The 16,317-nt window shown below is 73.9% G+C and carries 17 protein-coding genes; 5 read left to right on the top strand and 12 right to left on the bottom strand.

The genetic code is table 11. The features are described from left to right. Positions 1-94 precede the first annotated feature (94 nt). From AB0R04_RS09780 to AB0R04_RS09770, 3 genes are all read right to left on the bottom strand, one after another. A complete protein-coding gene (locus tag AB0R04_RS09780; RefSeq protein WP_363369653.1) occupies positions 95-1,099 on the bottom strand; it encodes a glycosyltransferase family 2 protein in 1,005 nt (334 codons plus the stop codon). A 202-nt stretch (positions 1,100-1,301) separates the two neighbouring features. Next, on the bottom strand, positions 1,302-1,976 hold the full coding sequence (locus AB0R04_RS09775; RefSeq protein WP_363369651.1) for a lytic transglycosylase domain-containing protein: 675 nt from the start codon (positions 1,974-1,976) through the stop codon (positions 1,302-1,304). 539 nt (positions 1,977-2,515) lie between these two features. Continuing rightward, positions 2,516-3,355 (bottom strand): EI24 domain-containing protein, encoded by an 840-nt coding sequence (locus tag AB0R04_RS09770; RefSeq protein WP_363369650.1) that lies wholly within the window; start codon positions 3,353-3,355, stop codon positions 2,516-2,518. Positions 3,356-3,555: 200 nt separating this feature from the next. Between AB0R04_RS09770 and AB0R04_RS09765 the strand changes: the two genes are divergently transcribed. Continuing rightward, positions 3,556-4,353: a serine protease gene (locus tag AB0R04_RS09765; protein ID WP_363369649.1), complete on the top strand. Its 798-nt coding sequence runs from the start codon at positions 3,556-3,558 to the stop codon at positions 4,351-4,353. Positions 4,354-4,556: 203 nt separating this feature from the next. Here AB0R04_RS09765 and AB0R04_RS09760 read toward each other — a convergent pair whose 3' ends face one another. The 3 genes from AB0R04_RS09760 to AB0R04_RS09750 all read right to left on the bottom strand — a co-directional run bounded on the left by AB0R04_RS09760 (position 4,557) and on the right by AB0R04_RS09750 (position 7,833). Further along, a complete protein-coding gene (locus AB0R04_RS09760; protein ID WP_363369647.1) occupies positions 4,557-5,747 on the bottom strand; it encodes a helix-turn-helix transcriptional regulator in 1,191 nt (396 codons plus the stop codon). Positions 5,748-5,912: 165 nt separating this feature from the next. Next, on the bottom strand, positions 5,913-7,352 hold the full coding sequence (locus AB0R04_RS09755; protein WP_363369645.1) for an amino acid permease: 1,440 nt from the start codon (positions 7,350-7,352) through the stop codon (positions 5,913-5,915). A gap of 256 nt (positions 7,353-7,608) precedes the next feature. After that, on the bottom strand, positions 7,609-7,833 hold the full coding sequence (locus AB0R04_RS09750; RefSeq protein WP_363369643.1) for a hypothetical protein: 225 nt from the start codon (positions 7,831-7,833) through the stop codon (positions 7,609-7,611). A gap of 101 nt (positions 7,834-7,934) precedes the next feature. Between AB0R04_RS09750 and AB0R04_RS09745 the strand changes: the two genes are divergently transcribed. Both AB0R04_RS09745 and AB0R04_RS09740 read left to right on the top strand, forming a co-directional pair. Further along, entirely contained in the window at positions 7,935-8,957 is a 1,023-nt protein-coding gene (locus AB0R04_RS09745) for a Ku protein (RefSeq protein ID WP_363369641.1), read from the top strand. Positions 8,958-9,001: 44 nt separating this feature from the next. After that, positions 9,002-9,292, top strand: coding sequence for a hypothetical protein (locus AB0R04_RS09740; protein ID WP_363369639.1), 291 nt, complete (start codon positions 9,002-9,004; stop codon positions 9,290-9,292). 51 nt (positions 9,293-9,343) lie between these two features. Here the strand turns inward: AB0R04_RS09740 and AB0R04_RS09735 are convergent, their stop codons facing one another. Both AB0R04_RS09735 and AB0R04_RS09730 read right to left on the bottom strand, forming a co-directional pair. Next, positions 9,344-10,732, bottom strand: a complete 1,389-nt coding sequence (locus AB0R04_RS09735) for an NADP-dependent succinic semialdehyde dehydrogenase (protein ID WP_363369637.1) — start codon at positions 10,730-10,732, stop codon at positions 9,344-9,346. A 123-nt stretch (positions 10,733-10,855) separates the two neighbouring features. After that, positions 10,856-11,137 (bottom strand): DUF6158 family protein, encoded by a 282-nt coding sequence (locus AB0R04_RS09730; protein ID WP_350883625.1) that lies wholly within the window; start codon positions 11,135-11,137, stop codon positions 10,856-10,858. A gap of 173 nt (positions 11,138-11,310) precedes the next feature. On the opposite strand from AB0R04_RS09730, the gene AB0R04_RS09725 reads away from it, so the two are divergent. Next, positions 11,311-12,294 (top strand): adenosine deaminase, encoded by a 984-nt coding sequence (locus tag AB0R04_RS09725; protein WP_363369635.1) that lies wholly within the window; start codon positions 11,311-11,313, stop codon positions 12,292-12,294. A 99-nt stretch (positions 12,295-12,393) separates the two neighbouring features. Here AB0R04_RS09725 and AB0R04_RS09720 read toward each other — a convergent pair whose 3' ends face one another. The 4 genes from AB0R04_RS09720 to AB0R04_RS09705 form a co-directional block, all read right to left on the bottom strand. Continuing rightward, positions 12,394-13,011, bottom strand: a complete 618-nt coding sequence (locus tag AB0R04_RS09720; RefSeq protein ID WP_363369633.1) for a vitamin K epoxide reductase family protein — start codon at positions 13,009-13,011, stop codon at positions 12,394-12,396. Beyond that, positions 13,008-13,805, bottom strand: coding sequence for a thioredoxin domain-containing protein (locus AB0R04_RS09715; RefSeq protein WP_363369631.1), 798 nt, complete (start codon positions 13,803-13,805; stop codon positions 13,008-13,010). The genes AB0R04_RS09720 and AB0R04_RS09715 overlap by 4 nt, the downstream gene beginning before the upstream one ends. A gap of 98 nt (positions 13,806-13,903) precedes the next feature. Next, entirely contained in the window at positions 13,904-14,581 is a 678-nt protein-coding gene (locus AB0R04_RS09710; protein WP_063346431.1) for a hypothetical protein, read from the bottom strand. A 126-nt stretch (positions 14,582-14,707) separates the two neighbouring features. Beyond that, on the bottom strand, positions 14,708-15,160 hold the full coding sequence (locus AB0R04_RS09705) for an SRPBCC family protein (protein WP_363369629.1): 453 nt from the start codon (positions 15,158-15,160) through the stop codon (positions 14,708-14,710). 134 nt (positions 15,161-15,294) lie between these two features. Between AB0R04_RS09705 and AB0R04_RS09700 the strand changes: the two genes are divergently transcribed. Further along, complete coding sequence (locus AB0R04_RS09700) at positions 15,295-16,164, top strand: DNA-formamidopyrimidine glycosylase family protein (RefSeq protein WP_363369627.1); 870 nt, start codon at positions 15,295-15,297, stop codon at positions 16,162-16,164. Positions 16,165-16,317 lie beyond the last annotated feature (153 nt).

The raw sequence follows: 16,317 nt of genomic DNA, 5'->3' as shown, positions 1-16,317 counted from the left end.
GGGTACCGCCGATGGGGTGTCGGCCGGCGGCCGACCGGACAGGACCTCGGCCCCGCCGCCTGCGGAGGCGGGGCCGCGCACGTGCGGAGTCCGGTCACCGCCGCCCGGTGAGCGTGCCGCGGGCGATGTGGGAGAGCTTGGCCATCTCGAACGCCGGGTAGGCGCCGCCGGCCAGCAGCGAGAACTTGATCCCCTCGCGGCCGCCGGGCCGGCGGTGGCCGGGCGGCTGGAAGCGCCGGTGGTGCTCGGCGGCCCGGTGGAAGAATTGCGGCCGCTCGGCGCGGGTGACGCACCCGGCCAGGTCGAAGACGAACAGGTAGTGCCGGATCATCCGGACGAACAGCGCGTCCCGCACCGCGTACAGGTGCGGCTGGTCCTCCAGCAGCGCGAAGCTGCGCTCGTACTGGTCGAAGAGGTCGAACACGCCGCTGCCCGGGGAGGCGGTGGGGTGGACGGTCTCCCGGCGGCGCAGCTGCACGCACTCGCGCGCCAGCACGGCGACCCGGCGGGCGCCGAGCAGCGCCGCGTGCACCACCGGGATCTCCTCGTACCGGCCGTCGGGGAAGGCCAGCCGCAGCTCCTCCCAGTGGCCGCGGCGGATCAGCCGGTCCCAGACCAGCGGCGGCGCGCCGAACAGGGCGGGCTGGTCGAAGGGCTCGAACACCTCGGGGCCGGCCTCGGCGAGCAGTGCCTCCGCCCCGCCCGGCCAGTCCCGGTCGTTGTGCCGGCGGGAGTGGCCGAACAGCAGCAGGTCCACCGGGCCGGTCTGCCCGAGCCGGTCGGCGAGGGTCTGCAGCGCGTCCTGGGGCAGCTGGTGGTCGGCGTCCAGGAACAGCAGGTACTCGCCGGCGGCCCGCGCCGCCCCCGCGTTCCGGCTCACCCCGACCCCGACCGCCGCGTTGAGGTGCAGGACCGACAGCCGCGGGTGCCGGGCCGCGTACGCGTCGGCGAGCTCGCCCGCGGCGTCGGGGGAGCGGTCGGCGACCATGATCACCTCGACGTCCTGGAGGGACTGTGCGAACAGCGAGTCCAGGCAGTCCGCGAGCTGTTTGTGCTGGTCGTAGGCGGGGAGCACGACGCTGATGAGGGGTGAGGGCATGACGCCGGAGCGTAAGAGGACGCGCTGACCGTGGCAAAGCCCTGACGGTGCGTAATACCGAGCAATCCCCGCCAAATCGTACGACCGTACGCCATATCTTCACGCGGCCTGCCGGACGCGTCCACGACAGCCGGAACGCGCGGGGCCCGCGACGCGTGGTGCGTCGCGGGCCCGGGGTGCGCCGAGGCTTGGCAGCTTCGGTTTAGTACCAGTGGTGGTTCTGCCAGAACGACCAGGCGGCGCAGGGGCTGCCGTAGCGGGAGTTCATGTAGTCCAGGCCCCACTTGATCTGGGTGGCCGGGTTGGTGCGCCAGTCGGAGCCGGCCGAGGCCATCTTGCTGCCGGGCAGCGCCTGGACCAGGCCGTACGCGCCGGAGGAGGCGTTGACGGCGAGGTGGTTCCAGCTGCTCTCGCGGGACACGATGTTGCTGAAGCACTGGAGCTGGCCGGCCGGGACGAGCTGCGCGGCGATCTGCTGCGGGCTGCCGGTGAGGGCCGGGGCGCTGGTGAGGTCCTGGCGCGCCTGGGAGCGGGAGGCGGCGGCGTCCGCGTCGGCCTTGGCCTTGGCGTCCGCCTGGGCCTTCGCGTCGGCCTCGGCCTGCGCCTGGGCGGCGGACTCCGCCTCGGCCTGGGCCTGCGCCTGGGCCTGGGCCTGGGCGTCCTGAGCGGCCTGGTCGGCGGCGGCAGCGGCAGCGGTGTCAGCCTGGGCCTGGTCGGCGGCCGCCTTGTCGTCCACCGTGACGGCGGCCGCGGGGGCGGCGGCCTCGGTGGTGTTCCCGGCCTGCGGGAGGGCGAGGGCGGCGGTGGCGGCGCTCGCGACGACGAGGGTGGCGATGCCGGTGATCAGGGAGTTGCGGCGGGCATGGCTGAGCTGCATGAAGCGGACAATCCTTTTCCGTCGGGGGCCGTGCCGGTGGCACCGGGTGCGGGGCATCGCACGGGCGCCCGGGTGAGCGGAGCCCGCGCGGCCGTCCGGGACGGCCGTGGCGCCCCGGCGGAAGCGGCGGGGCGGGTCGGCTGCGCGGCGGACGGGGCCGGCTGCGCTGCCTGGCGACGGGCCATTCTTCGCAGGGCCGGGGACGGGTGGCAAAGGCAGGTGCCACTACGGCGGGTAGTAGCCGCAGGGTGGCTGCGGCGAGACACGGTGATGGGTTTGGGAGAATTTGTCCGACTTGCGTATTTGTAGGTCGAAGGTCGGTGGCGCGAGCGGAATGCGTGGGTGTGAGGTGCGGTGGCCTGCGTTCTTCGAGGCATTCCGGGCAGCCCGACGCGGGACGGGAGCCCGTGCCGGGGGGTCGGCCGGCGCCCGGGCCGTAGCCGTCCACTATCGGGGGCAGTAGACGGCGAACCCCGTGTGGGCGGCCTCACACCTCCGGCCGACCGGGATCGGCGCAGGGTGACCGGCCGGTCACCGCTTCAGGGGGTCGTGTGCGAGTTTCCGGCGGCGGGCCGGGAGCCCGGCTCCGTCGCCGATTCCTGCTCCTGCTCCTGCTCGTCCGCCGGGGCCGCGTCGCGGACCGGGTCGAGGGCCAGGTCCCGGGCCAGCAGGGTGGCGCCCGCGACGGCCCCCGGCATGGCGAGCACCGTCACCAGCGGAACCAGGAAGGCCAGGATCAGCGGCGTGCCGAAGCCCAGCGCCAGCCCGAGCCGGGCGCGCAGCAGCCGGATCCGCTCACGCTGCGGCACCCCGCGCCGCTGGAGGGCGACGGCGACGAGCTCGACGGTCAGGAAGAAGCCGGACACCAGGAAGCCAAGCGCCGGCACCACCGTCTGCCCGATCACCGGGATGAAGCCGCAGGCGAACAGCACCACGCCGAACGCGGCCACCCGCACCAGGACAGAGGCGCTGTCCCGTACCGCGATCACCAGTTCGCGCCACAGCGGCGACTCCGGCGGGGTGGGCGCACCACCCTCGGTCTCGTCGACCTTCGCGGACAACGCCTCGTAGAAGGGCTGCCCGACCAGCAGCGTGACGGCGGTGAAGGTGAGCAGCGAGAGCAACAGGCCGCCGCCGAAGGCGATCGCGGCGAGCGCGTCGCGCAGCAGGCCCTGCCAGGGCGAGCTCCAGTGGTCGGCGAACGGGGTGGCCCAGTCGGCGAGGTCCTTCGACCAGCCGCCGAGGAAGACGAGCGCGACGGCGTACCCGGCCAGGGTGAGCAACGCGGGCAGCATGCCGAAGCCCCACCAGCGGCCGTGCCGGCCCACCCACTTCTGGCCCCCGACCAGGTACTTCATCCCCGCCACAAGATCTCGCATGGGCGATCACCTTAGGGCATGTCTGACAATTCCCGCCGGGCGTGATCCGACGCGAATTGTCAGACATGCCCTGGCTTCCCCGTCCGGAACCCCGCATTGCCGTGTTCCTGCCAGTTTCGACCGGCAGGGTCGGGCCCCTCCTGTCGCGACGCCTGTGGGGCCACCCTCGGTGCTCCCCGACCTGTCAGTGGAGGAGTCTGATGAAGCGTCAATTCGGAAGATTCATCGTGTTGTTGGCCGCCCTGGTGCTCGGCGCCGGCGCGCTCGTGCTGCCCGCCGCCGCCTCGCCCGCACCCTCGGCGCCGTCGCCGGGCGTGGTCGGCGGCACGCGGGCGGCGCAGGGCGAGTTCCCGTTCGTGGTGCGGCTCTCGATGGGCTGCGGCGGCGCGCTCTACACCCCGCAGATCGTGCTCACCGCCGCCCACTGCGTCAACGGCACCGGCGCCGACACCAGCATCACCGCGACCGCCGGCGCGGTCGACCTGCGCAGCGGCAGCGCGGTCAAGGTCCGCTCGACGTACGTGTACCAGGCGCCCGGCTTCTCCGGTGCGGAGAGCGGCGACGACTGGGCGCTGATCAAGCTGGCCGCGCCGGTCGGCGGCAGCCAGGTGAGCACGCTGCCGACCACCGACTCCACCGCCTACGACAGCGGCACCTTCACCATCATGGGCTGGGGCGCCGCGACCGAGGGCGGCGCGCAGCAGCGCTACCTGCTCAAGGCCACCGTGCCGTTCGTCGACGACGCCGCCTGCGCCAACGCCTACCCGGGCCTGAACAGCGCGGCCTCACTCTGCGCGGGCTACGTCGACCAGGGCGGCGTCGACACCTGCCAGGGCGACTCCGGCGGGCCGATGGTCCACCGGGACGCGGCCGGCCGCTGGGTCCAGGTCGGCATCGTCAGCTGGGGCAACGGCTGCGCCCGGCCCGGCTACCCGGGCGTCTACACCAAGGTCAGCACCTACGCGGCCGACATCGCCTCGGCGGCGGCCGGGCTCTGACGCCGACCGCCGGAGAGCCGGAGAGCCGAAGCGCCGAAGAGCCGGAGAGCCGGAGAGCCGAAGCGCCGAAGAGTCGAAGAGCCGGAGAGCCGGAGAGCCGAAGCGCCGAAGAGTCGAAGAGCCGGAGCGCCCGGAGAATCCCCACCGGGCGCTCCGGCGCGTCTGCCGTCAGCCGTCAGCCGTCAGCCGTCAGCCGTCAGCCGTCAGCCGTCCGCCGGGGGCCGGTGCGCCGTCGAGCCGCCCAGCCAGGCCCGGGCCCGGCGCCGCTCGTAGGCGATCCGGCCGGTGGCGTCCGGCGGCAGCCGGGAGAGGACGGCGGCCGCGGCCTCGTGGCGCCCGGCCCGGGCGTACGCCCCGGCGAGGCGGCCGGCGACCAGGGCGTGGTCGTGCGGGTGGGCGGCCTGGTCCAGGCGCCCCAGGGCGGCGCCCAGGTGGGCCACCGCCGCGTGCGCGTGGGCGGTGCGGCCGGTGCGGACGGCGAGGTCCCGGTGGCAGGTGCCGTGGGCGACGCCCAGCACCAGGGCCGCTCGGGCGGCCCCGGGCACCGGCTCGCCGGCCCGCAGGGCGGCCTCGGTCAGCCGTTCGGCGTCCGCCATCGCCCGCCACGTCTCGGGCGCCGCGCCGGCCAGCGCGTGGGCGTGCGCCTGGGCGAGGGCGGCCCAGGCCCGCAGGCCGGGCAGGGTGCGGGCGGTGGCGTGGGCGGCCTCGGCCAGGGCGAGCGCGGTGGCCGGGTCGCCGCTCCACCAGTGCAGGGTGCTCTGCCGGGCGAGCAGGGCGGCCGCGGTCGGCTGGTCGTCGGCGGCGCGGGCCCATTCCAGTCCGGCCGCGTACCAGCCGAGCGCGCGGGTGCGGCGGTCCCCCTCGAAGTGGGCCCAGCCCGCGAGTTCGGCGTAGCGGGCGGCGAGCGAGCGGACGGCGGGGGCGGTTTCGCGCGGGGCGGCGTGCTGCCAGGCGGCCAGGGTGCGGGCGTGGTGTTCGAGGACGGTGGCCAGCTGTTCGCCGCCGGTGTGGGCGGCGGCCGCGCGGTAGACGTCGAGCAGGTGGCCGAGCACGGCGAAGGTGGCGGCGTCCGGTCGGCTCGTCGGGGGCCCGGTGCCGCTCTCGCCGAGGGGCGGCAGGGCGGGGGCGGCGAGTTCGCCGAGGTGCTCCCGCTCCTGCCGGACGGGCTGCCACAGGGCGGCCAACTCGCCTCCGGTGAGCAGGAGTTCGTCGGCCCGGGCGGGGAGCCCCGGCGGTGGCCAGCGGCGGGCGTTCTCCACTCGGCTGATCAGTGAGTTGTGGTAGCCGAGCAGGCGGCCGAGTTCGGCCTGGCTGAGTCCGCGGGCCTCGCGCCAGTGGCGCAGCCGGTGGCCGAAGCGCAGGCGCGCGGACGCGGGGGCGGGGAGGGGTGGCAAGGGGTCTCCCGGGGGGTGGGGGAGCGCTCGTGGGGGAGCGCCATGCCCAGGTATCCCCCTTGACGTGCCATTGTCAAACTGTGGTTCGTGTCCAGCGCACGGCACCGGGCCCGGGAGCCTCCGCAACGGCTCCCGGGCCCGGCACTGTCGCGCGGCGCGGACGGGTCAGGACCCCGCCGCCACCGCGGCCCGCCGCCGTCGGCCCACCACGGCCGAGGCCGCGAGCACGATCGCCGCGGCGACCAGCGACAGGTACATCTGCTTGCGCCCGTCGGCGTCGGTGAACATGTACGCCACCACGAACCCGATCATGCCGATGGCCGTCCAGGTCAGGTAGGGGTACAGCCACATGCGGACGGTCAGCCGCTCGGGAGCCTCCCGCTCGATGATCCGGCGCATCCGCAGCTGGGAGAAGCAGATCACCAGCCAGACGAACAGCGCAACCGCGCCGGAGGAGTTGAGCAGGAACGCGAACACCGTGTCCGGCGAGGTGTAGTTGAAGAACACCGCGACGAAGCCGAAGACCACCGAGGACAGGATGGCCACCCGCGGCACGCCCCGCTTGGTCACGGTCGCGAAGGCCTTGGGCGCGTCCCCGCGCTGGCCGAGCGAGAAGGCCATCCGGGAGGCCGTGTACATCCCGGAGTTGAGGCAGGACAGCACGGCCGTCAGCACGATCACGTTCATCACCTGGCCGGCGCCCGGGATGCCCACGTGCTCCAGCACCGCCACGTACGGGCTGCCCTTGACGGCGTCCGAGTCCCACGGCAGCAGGGTGACCACGAGCAGGATCGAGCCCAGGTAGAAGATCCCGATGCGCCAGATCACGCTGTTGGTGGCCTTGTTGATCGCGCGCTCCGGGTCCTCCGACTCGCCCGCGGCCAGGGTGACGATCTCGCTGCCCATGAAGGCGAAGACCACCGTGAGCATGCCGGTGAACACCGCGCCCACGCCGTGCGGCAGGAAGCCGCCGTGGCCGGTCAGATTGCTGGTGCCGACCGCGTGGGTGCCGGGCAGCACGCCGAAGACGGCGAGCGTGGCGATCACCAGGAATGCGGCGATCGCCACCACCTTGATCCCGGCGAACCAGAACTCGAACTCGCCGTAGGAGGCGACCGAGAACAGGTTGGTGGCGGTCAGCACCGCCATCACGAGCAGCGCGAACGCCCACTGCGGCACGCCGGGCATCCAGGCGTTGAGGATCTTCGCGCCGGCGGTGGCCTCCACCGCGAGCACCACGACCCAGAAGAACCAGTAGAGCCAGCCGATGGTGAACCCGGCCCAGCGGCCGAGCGCGCGGTCCGCGTACGCCGAGAACGAGCCGCTCTGCGGGTCGGCCGCCGCCATCTCGCCGAGCATCCGCATCACCAGCACGACCAGCACACCGGCCAGCGTGTAGGAGAGCAGGATACCCGGCCCGGTGGAGGCGATGCCCGCGCCGGAGCCGACGAACAGGCCGGCGCCGATCACCCCGCCGATGGCGATCATCGACAGGTGGCGGTTCTTGAGCCCCGCCTTCAGGTGGCCCTCGCCGCCGTGCCCGGGCGGCCCGGCCTGCTGGGGGACCTGGGCGGCTGCCGCAGGCCTGGTGGTGTCCGCACTCATCAGATGAGCCCTGTGCCTTTCCAGCGCGCGGCGCGACCCTCGGCTCGTTGCGCCGGAGGGTGGGGGACGGACCCGCGCATTGCGGTGCAACCTAACTTCTACGGCCGAGTATCGGAACAGAGCATCCGTAAATGTTCGGTAACCGGACACAAAAAGCCAGGTCAGAGCGGGTGGAAAAGGGGTGCGAAAAGCTCAAATCTGACGCACCGCCAATGCGTCGGCGGCGCTCGGGGCCCGGTCGGAGCCCTGTCGCGGCTCACGGCCCGCGCAGGTCCAGCACGGTGATCCGCGCCGCGTCCGCGGGCCGGCCGGTCAGCCGCGCCGCCAGGATCCGGGGGATGTCGCCCTCCTGCGAGTACCCGGGAACCACCTCGACCTCGGCCCGCCGCACGCCGGCCTCGCCCCGCACCGCGTACACCACCCGGTACACGGTCCGCTCCGGCGGCGGCGGTGCGCCCTGCCCACGGCTCCGGACGGTCATCGGCATCGACCTCCTCGGCTCATTGTCGGCCCGGTGTGGCCGATCGGGGCAAACCCAGGCACAGTGGGATTCTCGGCACGCTCCGGGAAGGAGCGACCCCCATGCAGACCACCTGGAAGGGGACGATCAGCTTCGGGCTGGTCAGCATCCCCGTCCACCTCTACTCGGCCACCCAGGAGCACGACGTCCCGCTGCACCAGGTGCACGCCAAGGACGGCGGACGGGTGCGGATGAAGCGGTACTGCGAGCGGGAGGAGAAGGAGGTCCCGTACGCGGAGATCGCCAAGGGCTACGAGTCCCCCGACGGCCGGACCGTCACGCTCACCGACGAGGACCTCGCCGACCTGCCGCTGCCCAGCAAGAAGATCATCGACGTGCTGGCCTTCGTGGACGCCGGCGAGATCGACCCGCTGATGTTCTCCAAGGCCTACTACGTGGGCGTCGCCGACCAGGCCGCCGCCAAGCCGTACGCCCTGCTGCGCGACGCGCTCACCGCGTCCGGGCAGATCGCCGTCACCAAGATCGCGCTGCGCACCCGGGAATCCCCGGCGGTGCTGCGGGTGCACGACGGCACGCTGGTGCTCCAGACCTGCATCTGGCCCGACGAGGTCCGCCCCGCGGCCGGCATCGCGCCCGAGGGGGACGTCACCGTCCGGCCGCAGGAGCTGAAGATGGCGCGGTCGCTGATGGACACCCTCTCCGAGGACTTCGACCTCGCCCAGTTGCACGACGACTACCAGCAGGCGCTCCAGCAGGTGATCACGGCCCGGTTGGAGGGCGTCGAGCTCCCGCACGAGGAGGAGCCGGGCGAGGCGCCCGACAACGTGATCGACCTGATGGAGGCGCTGCGCAGCAGCCTCAAGCGGGCCAAGGGCGGGCGGGGGCACGCCGCCGGGCCCGACGCCGGGCCCGACGCGGACGAACCGGCGGAGGAGAAGCCCGCGCCCCGCAAGCGCGCCCCGGCGAAGAAGCCCGCCGGGTCGGCGGCCGCTGCCGGGAAGGCCGCCCCGGCCAAGAAGGCTGCCCCGGGGAAGAAGACCGCGACCGCAAAGTCCGCGACCGGAGAGGCCGCGGCGGGAAGGACCGCGACCGGAAAGTCCACGGCTCCGCGCAAGGCCTCCTGAGACCCGCGGATCCGGCAGCCCCCCGAGAACCGGAGGCGATCCCGATGGACCTGCTGACCTACAAGGAACTCGACACCGAAACCGACCCCGAGGCCCCGCCGCAGCGCCGGAGCCCGGCGCAGCGGGCCTGGCACTGGCTGCTGAGCCTCAACCCGACCGCCGTGGTGGTCATGGTCGCGCTCTCGCTCGGCCTGGGCATGGTCGCTGCCCAGGTGAGCTGGCTGCCGATGCTGGTGCTGATGGCCATCGTCTGGGGAGCGACCGTCCTCGCCCTGGTCGGCGTGGTCGCCCGCTGGATGACGCCCGGCCGGGGCAGGCACCGGGTGGCGTCCTGACCCGGCCGGGTCCGAGCCGGGCTCGGTTCGTGCCTGCGGATCCGGGGGTGCTCAGCCGATCCACACCGTGGTGATGTTGCAGAACTCCCGGATCCCGTGCCCGGACAGCTCCCGGCCGAACCCGGAGCGCTTGACGCCGCCGAACGGCAGCGCCGGGTGGGAGGCGGTCATCCCGTTGAAGAACACCCCGCCGGCCTGGATGTCGCGGACGAAGCGCTCCTGCTCGCCCTCGTCCCGGGTCCAGACGTTGGAACTGAGCCCGAACGGCGTGTTGTTGGCGAGCGCCACCGCCTCGTCCAGGTCGGCGACCCGGTAGACCGTGGCGACCGGGCCGAAGGTCTCCTCCTGGTGGATCCGCATGGCCGGGGTGATGCCGGTCAGCACCGTCGGCTCGTAGAAGTAGCCGGTGTCCCAGCCCTCCGGGCGCCCGCCGCCGCACTCGACCCGGGCGCCGTGGGTGCGGGCGTCCTCGACCAGCTCCTCCAGGTCGTCCCGGCCCTGGCGGCTGGCCAGCGGGCCGACGTCGGTCGCCTCCTCCATCGGGTCGCCGACGCGCAGTGCCCGCATCGCCTCGGTGAAGGCGGCGGTGAAGCGGTCGTACACGTCGGTGTGCACGATGAAGCGCTTGGCGGCGATGCAGGACTGCCCGTTGTTCTGCGCCCGGGCCCGGACGGCGGTGCGCACCGCCGCGTCCAGGTCGGCGCTGGGCAGCACCACGAAGGGGTCGCTGCCGCCCAGTTCCAGGACGGCCTTCTTCACCTCGTCGGCGGCGGCGGCGGCGACCGCCCGCCCGGCGGGCTCGCTGCCGGTGAGCGTGACCGCGGCCACCCGGCGGTCCCGGATCACGCCCTCGACCGCGCCCGAGCCGATCAGCAGGGTCTGGAAGCAGCCCTCCGGGAAGCCGGCCCGGCGGAACAGCTCCTCCAGCGCCAGTGCCGTCCGGGGCACGTTGGAGGCGTGCTTGAGCAGGCCGACGTTGCCCGCCATCAGGGCCGGCGCGGCGAACCGGACCACCTGCCAGAACGGGAAGTTCCACGGCATCACGGCCAGCACCGCCCCGAGCGGGCGGTAGCGGACGTAGGCGCGGGTGGCGCCGGAGTCGGCGACGTCGGCCGGGGCCGGGTGCTCGTCGGCGAGCAGTTCCTCGGCGCGGTCGGCGTACCAGCGCATCGCCGTGGCGCACTTGGCGGCCTCGGCTCGGGAGGCGGTGAGCGGCTTGCCCATCTCCTCGGTCATCGTGCGGGCGATCGCCTCCCGGTCCTGGTCCAGCAGGTCGGCGGCCCGGCGCAGCAGGTCGGCGCGGGCGGCGAAGGGGGTGGTGCGGTAGCCGTGGAACGCGGCCTCGGCGCGGGCCAGCCGCTGCTCGATGCCGGCCGCGTCGAGCGGTTCGAAGGTCTCCAGGATCTCGCCGGTCGCGGGGTTGACGCTGGCGATGGGCATGCGGGGCTCCCAGGGGGGTCGGGGTCCGGTGCGTCTGCGCCTCTCACCCTCCCCGACGGCCCGCCCGGGGGCACGCCACCACCGCCCGGCGTGTCCCGCCGGGCGGTGGTGGCGCGGGCACGTCTACTCGGGCAGCGACTCCACCCGGGCCGCCGCCTCGCGGGCCCGGGCGCCGGCCCTGGTCCGTCCGGCCGTCACCAGCCGGCTGGGAAAGCGGTGCAGGTACTCGGCCTCCAGTTGCCCGGTGCGCAGGGTGTGCCGCTTGAGGGCTTCCTCCGAGCCGTACAGAAAGGTCTCGTGGCGCGTGCGGTGCAGCTGTTCCAGCTCGTGCAGGAGCGTGTCGTTGCCCAGGGCGTGCGGGGAGACGCCCGCAGGCCGGATGTGCGGATCCTCGACGTGCCGCATCTGGTACCTCCTCGGCGGAAGCCCCCTCCTCCAGGGTGCCCGCTGCCCCCGGCCGGTGCACCAGTTCGAGTGGCGGGGGGCGCGCCCGTCAGGCCGGTCGTGATCGAACGGATCGTAGGATGAATGCTTCTGGACTCTTCGCTCCCGCCCCCTACAGCTCGGACAGATCCCCCATGCCGCTCCCCAAGGCCGAACTCCACCTCCACATCGAAGGCACCCTGGAGCCCGAACTCGCCTTCGCCCTCGCCGCCCGCAACGCGGTCACGCTGCCCTACGCCGACACCGAGGCGCTGCGGAAGGCGTACTCCTTCAGCGACCTGCAGTCCTTCCTGGACCTGTACTACGCGCTGATGGCCGTGCTGCGCACCGAGGAGGACTTCGCCGACCTCGCCGACGCCTACCTCACCCGGGCGGCCGAGGCGGGGGTGCGGCACGCGGAGATCTTCTTCGACCCGCAGGCGCACACCGCGCGCGGCGTGCCGCTCGGCGTGGTGGTCGACGGCCTGACCCGGGCGCTGGCGCGCAGCGAGGAGCGGCACGGGATCAGCACCCGGCTGATCATGTGCTTCCTGCGGGACGAGTCCGCCGAATCCGCGCTGGAGACCTTCGAGGCCGCCCGCCCGTACTTCGACCGGATCGCGGGCATCGGCCTCGACTCGGCCGAGGTCGGCCACCCGCCGGCCAAGTTCCGCGAGGTCTACCGGCGGGCCGCCGAGGCCGGGCTGCGCCGCGTCGCGCACGCGGGCGAGGAGGGCCCGGCGTCCTACATCACCGAGGCGCTGGACGTGCTCGGCGTCGAGCGGATCGACCACGGTCTGCGCTGCCTGGAGGACGGCGAGCTGGTCGCGCGGCTGGTCCGCGAGCAGGTCCCGTTGACGCTCTGCCCGCTCTCCAACGTCCGCCTGCGGTGCATCGACACCCTCGCCGACCACCCGCTGCGCGAGATGCTGGAGGCCGGCCTGCTGGTCACCGTCAACTCGGACGACCCGGCGTACTTCGGCGGCTACGTCGACGACAACTTCCGTGCCGTGCAGCAGGCCCTCGCGCTCGACGAGGAGACCCTGCGCCGGCTGGCCGCCAACTCCTTCCGGGCCTCCTTCATCGACGACGAGCGCCGGGCCGAACTGCTGGCCGAGGTCGAGGAGTTCCGCTTCTAGGCACTGTCCTGGGCGGCGTCTGACGGCCAGCCGCCCGGCCCCGGAGCGTAGGGCCCGGGGCCGGGCGGACGGGTCTGCCGAACGGTCGGCCGAACGGGGTCAGAGCAGGGTGCTCCAGTAGTACCAGAACCGGTTGAGGACCAGCAGGGCGATCACCGCGTACCAGAGCGCCGGGACGACCCAGTGGTAGCGCGCCGCCTCGCGGACGACCGGGCGCAGGGCGCGGCCGGTGGGGATGATCCCGGAGCGCAGGTTGTGCAGGGTGGTGTACCAGAACAGCGGGATCATCGCGGCCCAGACCACCATGCAGTACGGGCAGAGCGCGCCGATCCGGTAGAGCGCCTGGTACATCAGCCAGGTCACGAAGCCGATGCCGAAGACCGTCCCGGCCTGGAGGCCGAGCCAGAACCAGCGCCGGTACGCCGCCCCGGCGAGCAGCCCGGCGCCGATCGCGATGACGACCCCGAAGCCGACCAGGCCGAGCAGCGAGTTGGGGAAGCCGAAGGCCTCGGCCTGGTCGCTGCGCATGATCGAGCCGCAGCTGATGATCGGGTTGATGTTGCAGGAGGGGACGTACGACGGGTCCTTCAGCAGCCGGATCTTGTCCAGGGTGAGGACCGAGGAGGCGAACAGGCCGACCGCGCCGCCGATCAGCAGCAGCCAGGCGAACGGACGGCTCGCGCCGTACGTCCGCGCGGTGGGGGCGGCGGCCGTCATCCGGTCACCTGCTTGACCATCGCCGTGAACTGCTCGGGCGTGGCGGCCTTGCCGCCGGTGAGGACGTCCAGCTTCTTGCCGTCCAGCTTGACGGTCGGGGTGCCGGTGACGTCGCTCTTGTTGAACTCCTCGTTGACCTTGGCCGCCCACGGCGCGTAGGTGCCGTCCTGGACGGCCTTGACGAAGCCGTCGGTCTTCAGCCCGGGCACCTGGCCGGCCAGGTCGAGGAGGTGGTTGACGTCGCCGAAGCCGTCGGTGCGCTCGTCGGGCTGGTTGGCGTAGAGCACGTCGTGGAACTGCTTGAACTTGTCCACGCCCTCGTTGAGCGCGGCGCCGGCGGCGGCGAGTGCGGTGCGCGAGCCCTTGCCGCCGAGGTTCTTGTCCAGGAACGTCGCCAGGTGGTACTCGATCTTGTACGTGCCGTCGTCGGCGAGCTGCTGGATGGCCTTGCCGGTGGTGGTCTCCAACTGCTCGCAGAACGGGCAGCGGAAGTCCTCGTAGATCTCCAGGGTGTGCGGGGCGTCGGCCTTGCCGTAGGTGATCACGGTGCCGTCCTGGCCGCCCGTGTTGGCGGGGACGGTCAGCGGGCCGCTCGCGGCCGCGTCGGCGGAACCGGAGCCGGAGGAGCCGCCGACGGCGAAGGCCACGCCCGCCACGAGGGCGAGCACGGCGGCGGAGGCGCCGCCGACCACGACCCGGCGGCGGATCCGGTCGGAACGCTCGGCCTGGGCGCGGGCGGCGTGCATGCGGTCGGTGGCGTTGGTCTTGGCGGCGGCCTTGCGGGTGTTGCTCATGAGGTGTCGTCCTGTGCTCTCGGGCGTGCGGGGGTGCGGGCGCGCGGGGCGCGCGGCGAGAGGACCGGCCGGGAGCGGCGCCGAGCGGCGCGCGCCTGTCAGCAGGCCAGGGCGAGCGCCGGCGGACCGCGCCGGACGGTCGGGCGGACGACGACGTCCTCGGCCGGGACCAGGGCCCGGCTGGCCCGGGGGAACGGCACCCGCGCCACCGGACGGGCCGGGACGGGCGCGGCGAGCAGCCGCAGCCAGCGGGCGGCGGCCGGCAGGTGCCGGTGCAGGAAGTCGCCCAGCATCCGGACGGTGCGGGCGAGGCCGGCCAGCGCGGCGTCCGCGCGGCGCAGCCAGAACGCGCCGGCCAGCGCGATCGCGGCGTGCAGCAGCAGGAGCAGCAGGACACCGATCTGCTGGGAGACGCCGTGGCCGAGCAGGAACCCGCCCAGCGAACCGCCGCCGCACAGCAGCGGCTGGAAGCCGCGCGCGGAGCCGGGCGGCAGGGACGGGCAGGCGGTCTGCGCGAAGTCGAACAGTGCGCTGACGCCCAGCTCCAGCGGCAGGAACACCGCCGCGACCGCCGGGTAGCCGCGCTCGCGGCCGGCCAGCGCGTACGCCACCGCGAACACGGCGACGCAGGCCAGGGCCATCGGGCCGGCCGGCAGCGCGCGGCCGGTGACCAGCACCTGGCCGAGCCCGGCGAGCAGCACGACCAGCGCGGCGAAAACCGCCGCGCGGAGCGTCCTGGTGACCGGGCCGATGTCCATGGCATCCGAGTCTGCCACAGGTTGAAAGTGAAACGGTCGGGCCGGTGGTCCGCTGTGAAGAGCCTCACCACCGGCGCTGAGCTGGGCTTATGCGGCCCTTATGGGGGCCTGCCCGCCGGGCTCACCTGGGCCTGCCGGCCGTGCTCACCCGCGTCTGACCGCCGCGCCGACCCGTTCCTCGACCAGTTCCCGGAAGTGCTCCAGATCGTCCCGTACGGTCCGCTCGATCGCCCCGGCCAGGGCGAAGCCGCGCGGCCCGCCGAACGCCTCGTGCATCGCCTCCGGGTCGTACTCCACCCGGATCTGCAACCGGGTGTGTCGGGCGTCCAGCGGCAGCAGCGCGAACGCGCCGTGCAGGCGCGGTTCGTCGAGCGTCCGCCAGGACATCACCCGGCCCCGGCCGCGGTCGGTGATCTCGGTGTCCACCGCCCGCTCGGCGCCGTCGACCTCCACCCCGAGGTGCGCCAGGTTCCGCCCGTGCGGGTGGGCGCTGCGGACGCCGTCGACGAACTGCGGGTACTCGTGCACCCGGTGCAGCTGCTCCCAGGCGACGAGGACGGGGACGGCGAGGTCGATCTGTTCCTCAAGGATGCTCATCACGGTGCTCCGTGGCGGGGGCGCAGGGGGGCGCTGGGTACGGCGCGCAGTTCCAGCCTGCGCCCCGCGCGGGGGCCGGGCAAAGGCGCGCCCCCGGGCGGGCGGCCGCCGCGAGGCTGCGGGAGACTGGGCGCATGCCGGAGCTGCCCGAGGTCGAGGCGCTGAGCGACTTCCTGTCCGAGCGGCTGACCGGGCGCGTCATCGCCCGGGTGCAGCCGGTCGCGATCAGCGCGCTGAAGACGTACGACCCGCCGGTCACCGCGCTGGAGGGGCGGACCGTCGGCCCGGTGACCCGGCGCGGCAAGTTCCTCGACATCGAGGCCGGCGGCCTGCACCTGGTGATCCACCTGGCCCGGGCCGGCTGGCTGCGCTGGAAGGACGGCCTGCCCGCCGAACCGCCGCGCCCGAGCCCGAGGAACCCACTGGCGCTGCGGCTGCGCCTGGCCGGGGAGGCCGGCGACGGCTTCGACCTGACCGAGGCGGGGACGAAGAAGGGCCTCGCGGTCTACGTGGTGAAGGACCCGGCCGAGGTGCCCGGGGTGGCCCGGCTCGGCCCCGACCCGCTGGACCCGGCGTTCACCCTGGCGGACTTCGCCGCCCTGCTGAGCGGCGACCGGCGTCGACTCAAGGGCGTGCTGCGGGACCAGGGCGTGCTGGCCGGGGTGGGCAACGCCTACTCGGACGAGGTGCTGCACGCGGCCCGGATGTCCCCGTACAAGCCGGCGTCCAGCCTGACCGAGGAGGAGACGGCGCGGCTCTACGAAGCGCTCGGCACCACGCTGCGCGGCGCGGTGGAGCGCTCGCGGGGGCTGGCGGCGGGGGAGCTCAAGGCGGAGAAGAAGCTGGGGCTGCGGGTGCACGGCCGGACCGGCCTGCCCTGCCCGGTCTGCGGGGACACCGTGCGCGAGGTGTCCTTCGCGGACTCCTCGCTGCAGTACTGCCCGACCTGCCAGACCGGGGGGAAGTCGCTGGCGGACCGGCGGCTGTCGCGGCTGCTGAAGTGAGGGCGCGGGTGGGGCAGGGCTGCTGAAGTGAGGGCGCGGGTGGGGCGGGGCTGCTGAAGTGAGGGCGCGGGTGGGGCGGGGCTGCTGGGGTGAGGGCGCGGGTGGGGCGGGGCTGCTGGGGTGAGGGCGCGGGTGGGGCGGGGCTGCTGGGGT

The organism is Kitasatospora sp. NPDC056731 (assembly GCF_040687675.1).
Taxonomy (GTDB): domain Bacteria; phylum Actinomycetota; class Actinomycetes; order Streptomycetales; family Streptomycetaceae; genus Kitasatospora.
This window is presented reverse-complemented; position numbering and strand designations above follow the sequence as displayed.

Coding starts and splice junctions, on each gene's coding strand:
- AB0R04_RS09780 (WP_363369653.1), bottom strand. CDS start 1,099: ATGCCCTCACCCCTCATCAGCGTCGTGCTCCCCGCCTACGACCAGCAC.
- AB0R04_RS09775 (WP_363369651.1), bottom strand. CDS start 1,976: ATGCAGCTCAGCCATGCCCGCCGCAACTCCCTGATCACCGGCATCGCC.
- AB0R04_RS09770 (WP_363369650.1), bottom strand. CDS start 3,355: ATGCGAGATCTTGTGGCGGGGATGAAGTACCTGGTCGGGGGCCAGAAG.
- AB0R04_RS09765 (WP_363369649.1), top strand. CDS start 3,556: ATGAAGCGTCAATTCGGAAGATTCATCGTGTTGTTGGCCGCCCTGGTG.
- AB0R04_RS09755 (WP_363369645.1), bottom strand. CDS start 7,352: ATGAGTGCGGACACCACCAGGCCTGCGGCAGCCGCCCAGGTCCCCCAG.
- AB0R04_RS09750 (WP_363369643.1), bottom strand. CDS start 7,833: ATGACCGTCCGGAGCCGTGGGCAGGGCGCACCGCCGCCGCCGGAGCGG.
- AB0R04_RS09745 (WP_363369641.1), top strand. CDS start 7,935: ATGCAGACCACCTGGAAGGGGACGATCAGCTTCGGGCTGGTCAGCATC.
- AB0R04_RS09740 (WP_363369639.1), top strand. CDS start 9,002: ATGGACCTGCTGACCTACAAGGAACTCGACACCGAAACCGACCCCGAG.
- AB0R04_RS09735 (WP_363369637.1), bottom strand. CDS start 10,732: ATGCCCATCGCCAGCGTCAACCCCGCGACCGGCGAGATCCTGGAGACC.
- AB0R04_RS09730 (WP_350883625.1), bottom strand. CDS start 11,137: ATGCGGCACGTCGAGGATCCGCACATCCGGCCTGCGGGCGTCTCCCCG.
- AB0R04_RS09725 (WP_363369635.1), top strand. CDS start 11,311: ATGCCGCTCCCCAAGGCCGAACTCCACCTCCACATCGAAGGCACCCTG.
- AB0R04_RS09720 (WP_363369633.1), bottom strand. CDS start 13,011: ATGACGGCCGCCGCCCCCACCGCGCGGACGTACGGCGCGAGCCGTCCG.
- AB0R04_RS09715 (WP_363369631.1), bottom strand. CDS start 13,805: ATGAGCAACACCCGCAAGGCCGCCGCCAAGACCAACGCCACCGACCGC.
- AB0R04_RS09705 (WP_363369629.1), bottom strand. CDS start 15,160: ATGAGCATCCTTGAGGAACAGATCGACCTCGCCGTCCCCGTCCTCGTC.
- AB0R04_RS09700 (WP_363369627.1), top strand. CDS start 15,295: ATGCCGGAGCTGCCCGAGGTCGAGGCGCTGAGCGACTTCCTGTCCGAG.